This window comes from Anaerosporomusa subterranea (assembly GCF_001611555.1).
Classification (GTDB): domain Bacteria; phylum Bacillota; class Negativicutes; order Sporomusales; family Acetonemataceae; genus Anaerosporomusa; species Anaerosporomusa subterranea.
The window spans coordinates 50,163-64,473 of the sequence record NZ_LSGP01000023.1; the positions used below are offsets into that span (position 1 = coordinate 50,163).

The following is a 14,311-nucleotide window of genomic DNA, read 5'->3' on the forward strand; positions in this document are numbered from 1 at the left end:
GCCTTTGGAGTAATGTAGTAAGCTTCTTCGCGCTACGTAAAATTAACCAATGAAACCCCATGCCAAAATACCTAAACTTACAACGAGACCAGACCATAGAAAAGCAATAACATTGTATCCCATAATATCCCTAATCCCTAGCCCCGAGAGAGCGAGCGCAGGCAAGACCCACATCGGTTGAATCATATCTTGTATACCGTTTCCTAAAGCAACACTCATTGAGACGGCTGCTAGGTCTGCACCCATTGCTTTGGCGGCTTCAATCATAAATGGGCCCTGTACTACCCAATGGCCACCACCTGAAGGAACAAAGACATTGATAAACATTGAAGATATAAAGCCCCAAAATGGAAGAGTCTGTGGAGTAGATATGACTACAAACCATCCTGCAATTGTCGTCACAAGGCCAGAACTTGTCATCATCCCCATAATGCCAGCATAAAACGGGAACTGTATGGCCATCGAACCCATGCCTTTGGCTGCTCCTTGAACTGCATTGATGAAGTTACGCGTCGTACCGTGCAAAATCATGGCAAGAAAGAGGAAAATGAAATTGACAGCATTGATATCAAATCCGCCTTTTTTTGCAAAGAAGTAAAATCCGAGGAAGATAACCCCCATCGCACCCGCAATCATGATGAATATTGGACTAGCTTCCGCTCTTTCAGCCGGAGTTGCATAAACTTTAGACTCATTGTCCACGATTATTTCACTAATCTCGGGTTTAAGGGTAACAAGCGATCCTTGAGGCTTTATCATACTGTTCACAATTGGCAAAGTGACAAGCAAGACTACAAGTATCATGAGGTTCATCGGATGAAAAATTGTTTCAGTGATAGGGATGAGTCCCATTTGTTTTTCTAGGAAATGTCCTTTCGTGGCGATTAGCAGAGGAGTTGAAGATGATATTCCGAACGCATAAATTCCAAATGCAGTGTAAGATGCGGCAATAATAAGTGGATAATGAACACCTGGTACGCGCTCAGCTAACTTCTTTGCTAGCAGCGTTCCAGCAATAAGGCCGAATCCCCAATTTAAGTAAGACATCAATCCTTCAAACAGAGTGGCTAAAGCGATCGCTCCTTTTGGAGTCTTGGGAATACCTGCAATCCAATCCAAGAGACGCCTGATCAAAGGTGCCTGCGCCAAAACCGAACCGCCCAACATGATCAGAATCATTTGCATCGCAAAAGTCAACAATCCCCAAAAACCTTGTCCCCAGTAAAGAATCATATCGACGGGACTTTTACCCTGTATGGCAACCCCCATGATACCAGTTATTACAGTCAATACCACTGCAAACAAAAACGGATCTGGTAGATACATTTTTACAAGTTCACTAAAAAAACCACTTATAGCCGAGATTAATTTAACAACAAGACCACTGCTTTCTTTTTCTTCTTGACGTATTTGTACTTGGTGCATTTGACAACCTCCAATTATTCATTTTCTTATTTTATCCATTAAGCGTCAAAGCCTGATGTATCGCATCCTCACCTCCCACTTTTCGTACAAGCGCTCCTTGTTTTTACATTCAAAAACTATTGTTAGAATTTTAGATTTTATCTGAAAATACCTTTGCTACTTTCTGCAAAAAACAAATCCGTTTTTTTGTAGGAAAGTATGAAAAATTATGTTTTTTCTGTAACCTAGGGTATTACAGACCTAAAAAATGTGTAGTTTTATTCTACACAGGGGAGAATGCCTCAAATTCTGTGCAATCTGATAGGTCGATTTGCTCATTGCTACTACTTGCTAAGAAGGATATAAAAAGACCCCCGAACTGGCGTAGTGAGCGATAATCTCCGCGGCGTGGAATCTCTGGTAAACCTCCCATATATCATATCACACGGATCGGTCCCTGCAGCACGGCAACTGTAAATGGGGGGGGGGTGACGCCGAGCCACAACCGATATCTATGCGCACTACAAGCTGACCCAATATTTACCTGATTGTTGGCAATCGAGATTACAGCGATGGTCCTAACAAAATGTTTTACGGTATTGGCGCCAGCACAGCTTTAGCACCTAGGATCGATGGCTATGCATCTGTTACGACTAGCAGCATTGCTACCGATTGGCAAGTAGGAGCAGCTTACAAGCTGAACAGCCAAACTGCGCTTCATTTAGGCTACAAATCCTATAAAGAAGATGGTGCCTCGAGAGCTGACGGTCTTGGATTTTGCGTAAACTATACATTCTAATCTTGATAACTGATCCCCATGGCTAGGGGTGACCTAGAATAACAAAGACTATCCGGAGCAGCGTCCAGCTGTTCCGGATAGTCTTTGTTTGACTACATTTAATGATCGAATATTTACTGTCCGTATTTCATACTTCATACCGCATTCGCTATAGTCTCGAAGAACAAAGCACCTCCACCAGTGTAATGGCATCAACCATACTGGGGGAGGTGCTTCATTATCGAGGGGCAATACACTTATGGCAAGGTACGATTAATGTATTCTAAATCAGGGTAAACCGTAGGCACTGTTCGTCTAGTCTTTTCAGGTATGTGATCGGTAATGACATTTTCACCGGCAGTAGATTCAACCTGATTTTTGACAGTTGGAGTGTCTTTCTCAGGATTCGGCATTTGACTACCCCCTATCCGGAATTCAATCTTATTTTGTCCGCAACTTCTCGGCGGCAATTTCCATTAGCTTTCCCGGTTCAAAGTAAAATATTTGGAAAGTTTTCTTATAATAAGATTCATGAATTTGACAAAGATATAACTATGAGTGCAACGACTACAAGTATAAAGGAGGACATTTTCATGCAAGAATTTGGCATAATTCTCAGCCTGTTTTTACTAATGTTTTTCGCGTATAAAGGCTTCTCTGTCATCTTGTTTGCCCCGGTCTTTGCTTTGCTTGCTGCCTCACTCGCAGGGTTGCCTTTGATGCCTGCGTACACGGAGTTGTTCATGGCAAAAGGGGTAACCTATATTAAATCCTATTTTCCTGTATTCCTACTGGGTGCCGTCTTTGGGAAGGTCATGGAAGATACCGGCTTAGCAAAAGGCATTTCCCAGTGGATTATTAATAGTTTAGGTAAAGAACGAGCGATCCTGTCCGTCGTTTTGGCAGGTGCAGTGCTTACGTACGGCGGAGTCAGCCTATTTGTGGTTGTTTTTGCGGTATATCCTTTTGCATCAGCTTTGTTTAAACAAGCCGACATACCGAAACGTTTAGTTCCCGGAGCTATCGCACTAGGGGCCTTCACCTTTACAATGGACTCTTTTCCGGGGACGCCGCAAATACAGAACATCATTCCTACCAACTATTTTGGCACAACTATCTACGCTGCCCCGATTAGCGGTTTACTTGGCGGCCTGATAATCTTGTTCCTTGGCGTAGCCTGGATGGAACATCGGAGAAGGTCGGCCCTGGCAGCAGGTGAAGGATATGGCAACCATACGCTAAATGAGCCGGAAGGCACTGTAACAGTGGGCTTACCTTCCTGGTATATTGGCGTTATTCCATTACTTACGGTTCTCGCAATTAACTTCTTCTTGAACAATATATATACCTGGAACCCCGACCTGCTTCAGCCCTTTCAGGCAATGAAGCTACCTCTGCTGGTAGCCTCGGTTAAAAATGTAACTAGCAATTGGTCACTCATTATTGCGCTTGTCTGCGGTATTCTGGTTGCGGTCGCACTCAGCTTGGGGCGTATATCAATGGAAAATCTGGCAAAAACACTTAATGCGGGAGCGGTAGGGTCGCTGCTCGCGATTATGAATACAGCATCTGAGGTTGGCTATGGTAATGTTATTTCATCATTACCTGGGTTTAAGGCGATTTCGAATGCATTGATCAACATAAAAATTGGCGGGACACCCCTAGTGTCAGAAGCCGTCACCGTAAACATCTTGGCAGGCATAACTGGGTCAGCCTCTGGAGGGATGTCGATCGCGCTCGAATTATTCGCAAAAGACTGGCTGGCGTGGGCCAACTCCACCGGTATATCACCAGAAATGCTGCACAGGGTTGCGTCGATGGCCTCCGGCGGTATGGATACCTTGCCTCAAAACGGAGCGGTTATCACACTATTGGCTGTCTGCGGATTGACACATCGGGATTCCTATATGGATATATTTATAATGACAATCATCAAAACAGCGACCGTATTTATCATCATATTGTTTCATTCCATCACTGGACTTCTATAGAGAAACAATCAAACCATCCATTAGTGTAGAGTAAGTAAGCTCATTCTTGCACAAGGCAGGAATGAGCTTACTTTTATTCTTCTTCTATTTGTTTGAAATGATCTCTGCCTTGTTACGATTAGGCTCAGCCAGCCTCCCTATTTCGCTGTTATCGCGCCGATTTTCCTGTTGGAAAGCTCCCGGTAGGCGATAGCCATTCCGGTTGCCCCGAGCGGCATGGTCAGGATAACCGGGATAACGAATAGAATCGCCCCGATCCCAGACAAAAGTCCAATAACGAAGCTATACATCCAGATCATGACCGGATCAGTCATGAAGTATTGCAACGCCTGTTTTAGTGCCGCCATTGGTTCAAGATTCCGCTCCACGATCAAGCCGATAGCTAGAATAAACAGTATCCCAACGGCCGGGCCAACAGCAATCCGGATTAGGAATCCGACCAGCGGGATGGACCCAAGCGCCCCCGCGATGAACATAGCGATCCACATAGCTACAACGATCAAGAATGTGGGAACGAATTTGTTAAAATAGGCAAAGACTTCGTTAACTCCTGCGTGTTCTCCCCGCATCCGTTTTAAGCAAAGCATCAACAGTCCGCCTACTAGCGGTCCGGCGAGAATACCTGCAGTAACCAGGGAACCAACAGCCACAACCAGTGTCGCCAGAATGAGAGTCGAAAAATTCTGACGATAGAGTTCAAAACTTTCCCGAATACCTTTACTGATGTCCATTGTTCAACATACCCCCTTTTCGCGAAGGGATTGCACCCCTTTCGCCTTTAGAATGAATATATATCATCACCTATATCATATCTCAGTGTATGCTCTTTAGTTACACCCTCAGTAGCAATTTATTGATATTCTGTTTTAGTTTCGTTCAATTAAACGATAACAAACGACTCTGAACAAAAACTGAACAAAGTACATTTCACGATAACTCGTCAGACAGCCACTACACCAAGAGCAAACGATCCGCTTCCTAGTCCAATATTCATCGACAAGAAATATGTTGATGTATCCAGACCGCTTTTGGGGCACCAAGCATCAGGGAGCAAAACGCAGACGAGCCAATCTATCCAGGTTGGCTCGTCTGCATTTTATAGGGACCGTGCAATTGATCCACATGTAGCTAAATCTTTAGTACCATTCCTGGATAGGCAAGGACTATCTTTCCGCCGTATATTGTCCCAGCTTCTTGGATGAGAGACTCTCTATCCCCGTAATTCGGCAGATGTGTCAGCGCTAGGTTTCTCACGCTTGCTCTTGCCGCGATCTGCCCCGCCTCAGTGGCGCATAAATGGCCTTCTACTTGGCCTCTTTGGTCAGAGTAAAGCGAGCACTCACAAAGTAGCCAATCGACTCCCTCTGCGAAATCACTGAAGCGGTCATAGTACTCAGTATCTCCGGAGTATACAATGCAGCCACCCTGAGAATCCTCGACTTTTATACTAAATGAAGGTATATCGTGTTTATTAGCCTGGGTTGTAAAGCGCAACCCTCCTATAGTAAAAGGTACATGTTCCACATACCTCATCCCTATGCAGTATTTCTCATAGTCAAGACTGGGTATAACACCAGCATCTTCGTTTCCCCACATCACTAGCGGTCGCTTTCTCTTTTCCAGCTGCATATCGATCATAGTCGCATACTGCATACATTCAAGATCAGCACAGTGATCCCGATGATAATGACTAAAAACCACCGCATCAAGTTCATTCAAATTTATATAGTTTTGCAGGCTTGCAATTACACCACTGCCGCAATCTAAAAGCACTTTTGTCGTATGATCTTCCACAAGATATCCTGACGTGGCCCCATTCCTTGGCGGATAGGCTCCAAAGCATCCCACGACAACAAGCTTCATTGAACACTCTCCATATGTCATAATTGTCTCAACCGACGGAAACATTCCTGTGAGATTGACAAATTGAATCCTGGGACATCCATAGGATGTGAAAAAAACAGCGCCAAAATACGTGGCACTGTTCTGATGAGTTTGAGGAGGAATAGGCCTATTTTCTGGCTTTTCCAGTAATGTGTTTACTATCTATTTTAAGGACCACTGTCTTATGATGGACACTATCAGCATACTCTTTTCCTTTTTCCATGTAGCTGCTAGAGTATTTTTCTACGAAAGCCATCAACGCTGCTAATTTCTCCTGATCATGCACTTCACTAACTTCTCCAAAAACAATAGCGCTTGCATACTCCATACTGAACTTATCTGGTAAAGTATTGGCTTTTCCCACAACGCAGAATGTTACTTTATTTCTTTTGCGGGTACAATTTAATTTATACCCCTCTTGAGCACAATGGAAGTATATATGACCACCTGTATAAACATAGCTTAACGGTACACCATAGGCATAATCGTCTTCGCCGTTAATCGATAACACACCATAAACGCCATTTAGCAAAATTTCGTCTGTTTCACTTCGCGTAAGTCCTCTATCATGGCGTCTCATTTCTTTGAACATTTACGTCCCCCCTTAAACTATCTATATTTATTTAGTTTCTCATTATAGCGTCATGTTGGCAATATTTATTTAACGTATCGAATACAGACACGCTTAAGGTACGCCCGTCGAATTCGCTGGGATGAAGCAACGCCGCCTGTCAAAATCGACAAGCGGCGTTGCTTCTACTACTCTATTCAGCTTACTTACACAGCGCATTAACGTCAGGAATTTAGCGATATATTTACTTCCAAGGGTATCTCATCAACAAGAACTTCAACAATTATCCTTCGCATATTACCTGATGTACTGGTATAGCTGTCCCCCACAATGAGAGTAGGCGGCGAAATATCAATTTTTGCCCCTTGTGCTTCAAATAATATAGCTGCGTTTGCTGCCAGCATATTACCCATCTCGGAAATCGCCGATTCTGCCATCGCGTCAAAGTCTGGAACCGGCATCCCCATCATCATTTTACTTGCAATCTTTTTGGCTGATTCCTCAGTCATATTATATACGATAGTGCCGCGAAGCTGATGCGTAAGGCCCACAATTACCATGACTCCATTGCTTGCAATCTTATTGCCATCAGCTACACTCATCCGGCCACGCGTGACGTTTTGGAATCCTAGTTGCGGCATAACATTCAAGATTGCATCAAAGAACGGAGCAATACTTTTTACATCCATTAGACAATCTCCTTCTTAAAGCCAACGCTCAGGCGGGCTTTTCCGAAAGGAGTATCAACTTGCCACGCATGAATCTCTAGATTAGGGCTGGCTATTGAGAATTTCTCACCGGTAAAAATCGCTGGTGGTGAAACACGCAGAAAAGCCCCTCGGAATTCTCTGTTCAGCTTTGATGATGCATTTCCGGCTACAATATTGGCTAACTCCGCAATTACATCATTAATCTGATCAGAGTCCTTAGGCTCTTGCTTAAGCAATCTTGTGGCTATACATTTAGCGGTCTCAACAGATAAGTCCAAAACCATTCTGCCACTATACTGTCCAGTTATCCCCACAAGAATTGAAATACCACTAGAATACAGTCTTGTATCATCAACAGTTGATTGAGCAGTTACATCTGTTATGAATCTCTTCATGAAATTAGAAAAAGAGGCAATGAATTCGGCAGGGTAGCAACTTTTGAAATCATGATCCACCACGTCGGCGTCACACACACTTCTTAAAACGCTCATTAACACCTCTGGTTCAAATGGCTTTTGGAGAAACTTTGCAGCTCCCTTACACTTTGCCAATTTTTCCAAATCATCATCTTTCATGCTGGATACTATAACAACTTTGGCATCCGGCTCCTGCTTAATAAGCCGCCGCGTAACTTCCAGACCGTCCATTTCCGGCATAGCAATATCCATTGTAATAACGTCAGGCATATGCGTCCGATAACCTTCGAGAGCGGACCGGAAGCCATCCGCAAAACCGACAATCTCAAACCAGTGCGAATCTAGTGAATCAGCCAGCAGTTGACGACTAAACGGAGAATCATCCACTATTAGTACTCGTATTTTTTCACTTGGTTCCCGCATAAGATCCACCCTTCAGCCCTTAATGTGATTTGAAAATAAAAAAGTGAGATGCCAGTCTCACTTTTCACAAGTTGCAACCTGGCAATCATTGGCTTACGCCCTTAGACCCATGGCTTTGCGTCGCTACCTTTCGGTAGGTTTGCCAGATATATGGTATTTTAAAATTTTATACTGTTATATCTTTTTTCGTCAACCTAATAAAGAAAAATAGGACTTAATGCTCAAGACTTAAGCCCTAGAATGATACATAAATTGTTTTATTCTAGCCTCATGCTAATATCTGCCGCTTTGGCCGAGTGAGTGAGTGCACCGCTTGAAATAATATTGACTCCTCTTGACGCCAATCCAGCTATTTTTTCCCCTGTTATATTGCCAGACACCTCTACCAATGCTTGATGATTAATTACCCGTACAGCCTCTTCTATCATCGGCAAAGACATATTATCCAGCATAATCACATCGACACCTGCTGTCAACGCATCATGCACTTGCTGCATTTCTTCAACTTCAACCTCAATTTTTATAAACGGCGATATATGATCACGCACCTTCTGTACAGCTGTCAAAATGCCGCCGGCGGCCTTAATATGATTATCTTTAATTAAAACCATTGAATCTAAACCGTAACGGTGATTCTTGCCCCCGCCCACCGTAACAGCGTATTTCTCAAGCATACGCAGACCGGGTGTCGTTTTACGAGTATCGACAATGATCGTGCCAGAACCTCCACATGCCTCTACATAACGATTGGTTTCATTGGCGATACCAGTTAAGCGTTGCAGAAAATTTAGAGCCACCCTTTCCCCTGCCAGTAATGATCGAGTTGGTCCTTGTATGTGAGCAAACTTTTGACCACTTTGAACCCGGTCACCGTCGACATAGTAAAGAGTTACCTTCACGTTCTCATCCAGTAATGAAAATACCCGTGTGAAAACCTCCAACCCAGCTAAGACCATATCTCGTTTGGCGATAAGATAGCCCTTAGACTCATGATTCCCGGAAAAGATCGCTTCACTGGTGATATCACCTTGTCCGATATCTTCAATTAAAGCTTGGCGTAATAATTGATCTAAGACCAGCTTGTTCATGCTATAACAGCCTTCCTTCCCCATTGCTGCAAGATGTGTTTTCTAAAAGTTTCATCATTCTTACCGGGAAAATCCGAGCGGTAGTGGGCTCCTCGGCTTTCCGTCCTCAGTAGCGCCGCTTCCACCAGTAACCCCGCTAATTGATAGGTATTGTAGACATGATAGCTATGATCAACCGGACTAACCTGATGATTTGTCTCACCAACACTTAGCCACTTTAGCATAGCTTCCAGCTCTTCTCCCCGGCGTACGACCCCTGCAACACCATCCAACTTGGTTCTCAAAGCATTTAGATCTGTATAGCTACCGGTTGCTGCAGTGACACCAGCAGACAACTCAGAGGGTTCTCGTTTTGCACTATATGTTTCATTAATATATGTGGCAATCCTACGTCCGAATACTATGCCTTCAAGCAGAGAATTGCTTGCCAGTCGGTTAGCACCATGAACCCCTGTCGCTGCAGCTTCGCCGCACGCATACAAAGAGCCTACGCTAGTCCTACCCCAAAGGTCGGTCTTAATTCCACCAATCGTATAGTGAGCCGCCGGTGCAATAGGAATTGTGTCTCGTTCTATAAAGTAGTTATTTTTTGCTAATTCGCTATACACTTGTCGGAACCGATCCGCTAAATACTCTTTACCAAGATGTCTAGCGTCGAGATAAATCGTTTCTCCACCTTGTCGTGTGGATTCACGCAAGATAGCTCTTGATACTTCGTCGCGCGGCGCGAGTTCTCCGCTGGGATGGTAGTTAAACATAAATCGATCGCCCGCCGAATTTAGTAAAACCGCTCCCTCGCCCCGCAGCGCCTCTGTTAATAAAAAAACCTTCCCTGACAACGTGGTAAAAGCTGTCGGGTGAAATTGAACAAACTCCATATCAGCAATCATGGCGCCGGCACGGTAAGCTGCAGCAATACCATCACCACTAGCCGAAACCTCATTAGTTGAACGCTTGAACAGCCCACTGTAGCCGCCTGTGGCCACTACAACCGCTGCGGCTCGGAGATAAACCAGTCTGCCGTTATGTTCAACAATACAGCCACAGCATCCATCCTGCGCGGTGACTATATCAACAAGAAAAGATCTGTCAAGCCGCTCGATATTGTTGTGCCTATTGACTTCATCAGCTAATAGTTCAGCAATATACTTTCCGGTATAGTCGTAATAATGTACCACCCGATTGCGTGAGTGCGCCGCTTCTCTGGTTAAATCCAGTCCATTTTGGTTATGGCAGAAATCTGCCCCCAGCGATTGCAGGAACTCCAATGCCGCAGGTCCCTCGCCTGCTAATAGGTTTACGGCTTCTTCACGACACACCCCTTGCCCAACCCTTACTGTGTCTGCGAAATGCTCCTCGGCGCTATCGTCCGGACCTACCGCAACAGCCATTCCACCCTGCGCTTTGTAGGTGCTGCTTTCCGTAAACTGTTCTTTACTGACAAGAGCTATTCTAAGCTTGGAGTCTAGCGATAAAGACACAGTCATTCCGGCTATACCTGTCCCAACAACAATGACATCATAGCTCTTACTGTCTAGCTGTTTATGATTTTGCCATACGGGAGTGATATAGCTTCTTTCTGCCATCTAAACCACCTCCAGCATTCGAGAAATCGCATGTTTTGCTTTAGCGGCAATGGCCTCATCAACTTGTATTTGGTAATGATTGTTTGCTAATGCATCATAAATGCTCTGCAGTCTTGTTTTCTTCATATTGGGACAGACCAAACCGGGATGCAGCAAGAAAAACTGCTTTTCCGGGCGAGAATTTCTTAACCAGCACAATACGCCAACTTCTGTACCGATAATAAAGACGTTCGCATCGGAGTTTTCCGCATATTGAATGATAGCCGATGTGCTGCCAGCAAAATCAGCCAGTTCTACTACCGCCGGTTCACACTCAGGATGAACCAGAATTTTAGCCTCAGGGTATCTTTCCCGCATCTCGAGGATAGCACTTGGCTTCACTTTCGCATGGGTGACGCAACACCCTTTCCACAAAACCAGTTCCTTGTCAGGCAATTGTTTAGCCACATAGTCGCCTAAGTTTTCATCAGGCACAAAGATCACCTTGCGATCAGGCAGCGAGGATACTACTTTAATGGCATTCGCCGAAGTACAGCAAATGTCGCTCTCAGCCTTTACTTCCGACGATGAATTAATGTAGCAAACAACCGGAGCGCCAGGATGCAAGTGCTTAAGGTTTCTCACATCTTCGACTGTAATCGTATCAGCCAATGGACACCCCGCATCTATCTCAGGCAGTAACACAGTCTTATCTGGTGAGAGTATTTTCGCTGTCTCTGCCATAAAACGCACGCCGCTAAACACAATGACATCGCAATCTATGTTTGCCGCGACTTTGCTCAAATAAAACGAATCACCAATATAATCAGCAACTTCTTGTACTTCATCAAGTTGATAGTTATGCGCAAGAATAAGAGCATTGCGCTCCCGTTTTAGCTTTTCTACTGCTCGTTTTAGCTCACTCACGTCTTTCCCTCCTACCGACCGTTTTTAGCTATTCATCATAAGAAAAATATGTAACATTTCACCGATCTGACAATACAGGTGTCTTGTCAGATATAGTTATTATACGGCTGCACATTACAAATGACAAGGCATATTAGGAAGGTTTGTAACCACTTTGTTTACAAGAACAATATATCTTGTTCTTGCAGTTCTTTTTCAATTCTGGTAAGCACTTTTTGCGACGGGACTTCAACAGTATGCAGATGTACTCCTCCGGTTATAGCTGATAATGGCTCTGCACCGCTATTCTTTAAGTTATGCAAGAACTCAGCGATGTCACGTCGTGAAGCAAGCATGAGATTGGCCTTCAATTCACCATATATGGGATGTTCGACAATCACATCAAGAACTTTACCGCCGTTATCAACAATAATTTCTAGTTCATCTGTTAGCTTATCCCAGCCATGATGGCAGGCTATTTTAGCCGTTTTGACAGACTGCGACTTTGCAGTAGGCAACAAGTACCCTTGGGGAGTAGCGTATATTTCAACCCCGGCAGCCCGCAGTATGGCGATATCGCCAACAATAACCTGACGGCTTACGCCAAGTTCCTGCGCTAAAGCTGATCCTGTCACCGGAGTGCCGGCCTTTTTGAGCTTATCCACCAATTGATTCCGCCGTTCTTTAGCATCCATTCCGCACACCTCACAATTGCAATACTTCGTAGTAAAACCGCTACGGCGGTCTTTGAGAAACGGGGAACGGGAAACGTATAGCGCAAAGCACGCGAAGAATCGAAGAGCGCGAAGGAACTTGCTATAGTAAAAATATCGCTTTGCGACGCTTGCGCTCTTTGCGGGCTTCGCGCTACGTAACCTCGCCCTCTGCGCATACGTATACTCTCTGATACACGTTTAAGAAAAAAACACCTCCACCGGTGTACTGGCATCAATACCATTATACACACGGTGAAGGTGATTAGCTACTCTTTCACTGAGTCACTCTGCGTTGACTAGTTCCTGTTTGTCTTCCAGATAACGCGCGAAGCTATACAGCAAGTCAGACAGTCGATTAACATATTTAATAACATAGGGATTTATCGGTTCAATCTCATCAAGTGCGATCATGGCTCGTTCTGCTCGCCGACACACAGTGCGCGCCATATGCAAAGCACCGGAAGCTTGACTGCTGCCTGGTACGATAAATTTAGCAACAGGATTTAGCTTTTTGACATATTCATCAATCCAAACCTCAAATCGCTGTATTTCGTCATCGCCCAAGTGTGATGGATACGATTGGCCTGAGGGATCTGCCAACTCGGCTGCAACCTTAAACAATTCCTTTTGCACTGTATGAATTCTCTCAAAGATTTCTGCATCATTGACAAAATGCTTAGCAAAACCCAACACAGAATTTAACTCGTCAATTGTTCCATAGCTATCAACTCGGATGCTATTTTTACGAACCCGGCTGCCATCCAATAGACTGGTAGTTCCTTTATCACCGGTCCGTGTGTATATCATTGCCATAGTAAATCACTCCTCAACACGTTTTTTATAGTTATTCGATTATCTACTGATAATTATTATCAATTAAATTTTAACATTGATTTATTATGGTGTCAAATGCATAAAAAAAGACTTGCTTCAGGTGGAGTTAGAACTCCATCTGAAGCAAGTCGCACTTATCCAGGGACCTTGTTCAATCTTCTCTAATTGTACCGTCTGTACCAATTATCACCACACGCCAAGGAATCATCTTGCGACTATTTACCAGCGCCTCTTTAACCGCATTGACTATGCCGCCGCAGCAAGGCACTTCCATACGAACCACAGTGACGCTTTTAATCTCATGCGACTGCAGTATCTCTGTTAACTTGGATGCATAATTCATATCATCAAGCTTTGGACAGCCAATAACAGTAATCCGGTTATGCATAAAATCGGCATGCATATTTGCGTAAGCGTAAGCCGCGCAGTCAGCCGCCACCAAGAGGTGGGCATTGTCAAAGTAAGCCGCGTTTGCCGGCACAAGTTGCAATTGACATGGCCACTGTCTCAATTCTGATGGATAGTCGTCTTTGCCCTTGCTTTGATTATTCTTAGTTTCTCTTGTGATAACACCAGCCTTGCTTCCAGGGCAGCCACCCGCCATTGTTACTGGCTTAGTCTGAGTATTTAGGGTAGCGAGATGTTGCTTTACCGCTTCTTCATCAAAAGCAGGTGCCTCGCGCTCGATGATGCTGATGGCGTCTGTCGGACAATCTGGCAAACAGGCGCCAAGACCGTCACAATAGGAGTCTACTACTAGTTTCGCTTTGCCATTGATCAATTGCAGGGCGCCTTCATGACAGCCACCGATGCATACTCCGCAACCATTACACTTTTCTTCATCTATATGAACAATTTTCCTCAGCATCTTGTATTCTCCTCACATATTATACTCATGGCTATATCATACAACACGCGCCAAAATTCGTCGGTGATTTATGTCACAAGATTGAGGCTAAGATCACCTCTTGCAAAATAATAATTGTCATTTTATTTCGCCAATTCTATAATTAATATTAAAGAAT

General features: G+C 44.3%; 15 protein-coding genes and 1 riboswitch. Of the genes, 2 read left to right on the top strand and 13 right to left on the bottom strand.

Going from position 1 to position 14,311, the window contains the following annotated elements; translation table 11 throughout:
- Window positions 1-42 precede the first annotated feature (42 nt).
- A complete protein-coding gene (locus AXX12_RS14220) occupies window positions 43-1,425 on the bottom strand; it encodes a short-chain fatty acid transporter (RefSeq protein ID WP_197470732.1) in 1,383 nt (460 codons plus the stop codon).
- Window positions 1,426-1,990: 565 nt separating this feature from the next.
- Between AXX12_RS14220 and AXX12_RS14225 the strand changes: the two genes are divergently transcribed.
- On the top strand, window positions 1,991-2,203 hold the full coding sequence (locus tag AXX12_RS14225; protein ID WP_066244091.1) for a hypothetical protein: 213 nt from the start codon (window positions 1,991-1,993) through the stop codon (window positions 2,201-2,203).
- A gap of 236 nt (window positions 2,204-2,439) precedes the next feature.
- On the opposite strand, the gene AXX12_RS19410 is transcribed toward AXX12_RS14225, so the two are convergent.
- Window positions 2,440-2,595, bottom strand: coding sequence for a hypothetical protein (locus AXX12_RS19410; protein WP_156478676.1), 156 nt, complete (start codon window positions 2,593-2,595; stop codon window positions 2,440-2,442).
- A 180-nt stretch (window positions 2,596-2,775) separates the two neighbouring features.
- Here AXX12_RS19410 and AXX12_RS14230 point away from each other — a divergent pair, with 180 nt between their 5' ends.
- On the top strand, window positions 2,776-4,173 hold the full coding sequence (locus AXX12_RS14230) for a GntP family permease (protein WP_066244094.1): 1,398 nt from the start codon (window positions 2,776-2,778) through the stop codon (window positions 4,171-4,173).
- Window positions 4,174-4,310: 137 nt separating this feature from the next.
- On the opposite strand, the gene AXX12_RS14235 is transcribed toward AXX12_RS14230, so the two are convergent.
- From AXX12_RS14235 to AXX12_RS14285, 11 genes are all read right to left on the bottom strand, one after another.
- Window positions 4,311-4,904: a hypothetical protein gene (locus AXX12_RS14235; RefSeq protein ID WP_066244096.1), complete on the bottom strand. Its 594-nt coding sequence runs from the start codon at window positions 4,902-4,904 to the stop codon at window positions 4,311-4,313.
- A 397-nt stretch (window positions 4,905-5,301) separates the two neighbouring features.
- Window positions 5,302-6,036 (bottom strand): MBL fold metallo-hydrolase, encoded by a 735-nt coding sequence (locus tag AXX12_RS14240; protein ID WP_066244099.1) that lies wholly within the window; start codon window positions 6,034-6,036, stop codon window positions 5,302-5,304.
- 148 nt (window positions 6,037-6,184) lie between these two features.
- The gene (locus AXX12_RS14245; RefSeq protein WP_066244101.1) at window positions 6,185-6,649 is read right to left on the bottom strand and encodes a pyridoxamine 5'-phosphate oxidase family protein; all 465 of its coding nucleotides are present in this window, start codon (window positions 6,647-6,649) and stop codon (window positions 6,185-6,187) included.
- Between the two features lie 203 nt (window positions 6,650-6,852).
- Complete coding sequence (locus tag AXX12_RS14250; protein WP_066244104.1) at window positions 6,853-7,317, bottom strand: chemotaxis protein CheX; 465 nt, start codon at window positions 7,315-7,317, stop codon at window positions 6,853-6,855.
- Window positions 7,317-8,177 carry a response regulator gene (locus AXX12_RS14255; protein WP_066244105.1) on the bottom strand — a complete coding sequence of 287 codons (861 nt, stop codon included), beginning with the start codon at window positions 8,175-8,177 and terminating at the stop codon, window positions 7,317-7,319. Before AXX12_RS14255 ends, AXX12_RS14250 begins: the two co-directional genes overlap by 1 nt.
- Window positions 8,178-8,246: 69 nt before the next feature.
- Window positions 8,247-8,331: riboswitch (cyclic di-GMP riboswitch) on the bottom strand.
- Window positions 8,332-8,434: 103 nt separating this feature from the next.
- Entirely contained in the window at window positions 8,435-9,265 is an 831-nt protein-coding gene (gene nadC, locus AXX12_RS14260) for a carboxylating nicotinate-nucleotide diphosphorylase (protein WP_066244107.1), read from the bottom strand.
- On the bottom strand, window positions 9,262-10,851 hold the full coding sequence (gene nadB / locus AXX12_RS14265; protein WP_066244110.1) for an L-aspartate oxidase: 1,590 nt from the start codon (window positions 10,849-10,851) through the stop codon (window positions 9,262-9,264). The genes nadC and nadB overlap by 4 nt, the downstream gene beginning before the upstream one ends.
- A complete protein-coding gene (gene nadA / locus AXX12_RS14270) occupies window positions 10,852-11,757 on the bottom strand; it encodes a quinolinate synthase NadA (RefSeq protein WP_066244112.1) in 906 nt (301 codons plus the stop codon).
- A 158-nt stretch (window positions 11,758-11,915) separates the two neighbouring features.
- Window positions 11,916-12,431 carry a transcription repressor NadR gene (locus tag AXX12_RS14275; protein ID WP_066244115.1) on the bottom strand — a complete coding sequence of 172 codons (516 nt, stop codon included), beginning with the start codon at window positions 12,429-12,431 and terminating at the stop codon, window positions 11,916-11,918.
- A 303-nt stretch (window positions 12,432-12,734) separates the two neighbouring features.
- On the bottom strand, window positions 12,735-13,265 hold the full coding sequence (locus AXX12_RS14280; RefSeq protein WP_197470733.1) for a cob(I)yrinic acid a,c-diamide adenosyltransferase: 531 nt from the start codon (window positions 13,263-13,265) through the stop codon (window positions 12,735-12,737).
- Window positions 13,266-13,437: 172 nt separating this feature from the next.
- Complete coding sequence (locus tag AXX12_RS14285; RefSeq protein ID WP_066244118.1) at window positions 13,438-14,154, bottom strand: ATP-binding protein; 717 nt, start codon at window positions 14,152-14,154, stop codon at window positions 13,438-13,440.
- Between the last annotated feature and the right edge of the window lie 157 nt (window positions 14,155-14,311).

Bases quoted from the DNA above. Each gene is read 5' to 3' on its own strand.
- AXX12_RS14225 (WP_066244091.1), top strand. From the start codon at position 1,991: ATGTTTTACGGTATTGGCGCCAGCACAGCTTTAGCACCTAGGATCGAT.
- nadB (WP_066244110.1), bottom strand. From the start codon at position 10,851: ATGGCAGAAAGAAGCTATATCACTCCCGTATGGCAAAATCATAAACAG.
- AXX12_RS14250 (WP_066244104.1), bottom strand. From the start codon at position 7,317: ATGGATGTAAAAAGTATTGCTCCGTTCTTTGATGCAATCTTGAATGTT.
- AXX12_RS19410 (WP_156478676.1), bottom strand. From the start codon at position 2,595: ATGCCGAATCCTGAGAAAGACACTCCAACTGTCAAAAATCAGGTTGAA.
- AXX12_RS14255 (WP_066244105.1), bottom strand. From the start codon at position 8,177: ATGCGGGAACCAAGTGAAAAAATACGAGTACTAATAGTGGATGATTCT.
- nadC (WP_066244107.1), bottom strand. From the start codon at position 9,265: ATGAACAAGCTGGTCTTAGATCAATTATTACGCCAAGCTTTAATTGAA.
- AXX12_RS14235 (WP_066244096.1), bottom strand. From the start codon at position 4,904: ATGGACATCAGTAAAGGTATTCGGGAAAGTTTTGAACTCTATCGTCAG.
- AXX12_RS14230 (WP_066244094.1), top strand. From the start codon at position 2,776: ATGCAAGAATTTGGCATAATTCTCAGCCTGTTTTTACTAATGTTTTTC.
- AXX12_RS14245 (WP_066244101.1), bottom strand. From the start codon at position 6,649: ATGTTCAAAGAAATGAGACGCCATGATAGAGGACTTACGCGAAGTGAA.
- AXX12_RS14240 (WP_066244099.1), bottom strand. From the start codon at position 6,036: ATGAAGCTTGTTGTCGTGGGATGCTTTGGAGCCTATCCGCCAAGGAAT.
- AXX12_RS14220 (WP_197470732.1), bottom strand. From the start codon at position 1,425: ATGCACCAAGTACAAATACGTCAAGAAGAAAAAGAAAGCAGTGGTCTT.
- AXX12_RS14275 (WP_066244115.1), bottom strand. From the start codon at position 12,431: ATGGATGCTAAAGAACGGCGGAATCAATTGGTGGATAAGCTCAAAAAG.
- AXX12_RS14285 (WP_066244118.1), bottom strand. From the start codon at position 14,154: ATGCTGAGGAAAATTGTTCATATAGATGAAGAAAAGTGTAATGGTTGC.
- AXX12_RS14280 (WP_197470733.1), bottom strand. From the start codon at position 13,265: ATGGCAATGATATACACACGGACCGGTGATAAAGGAACTACCAGTCTA.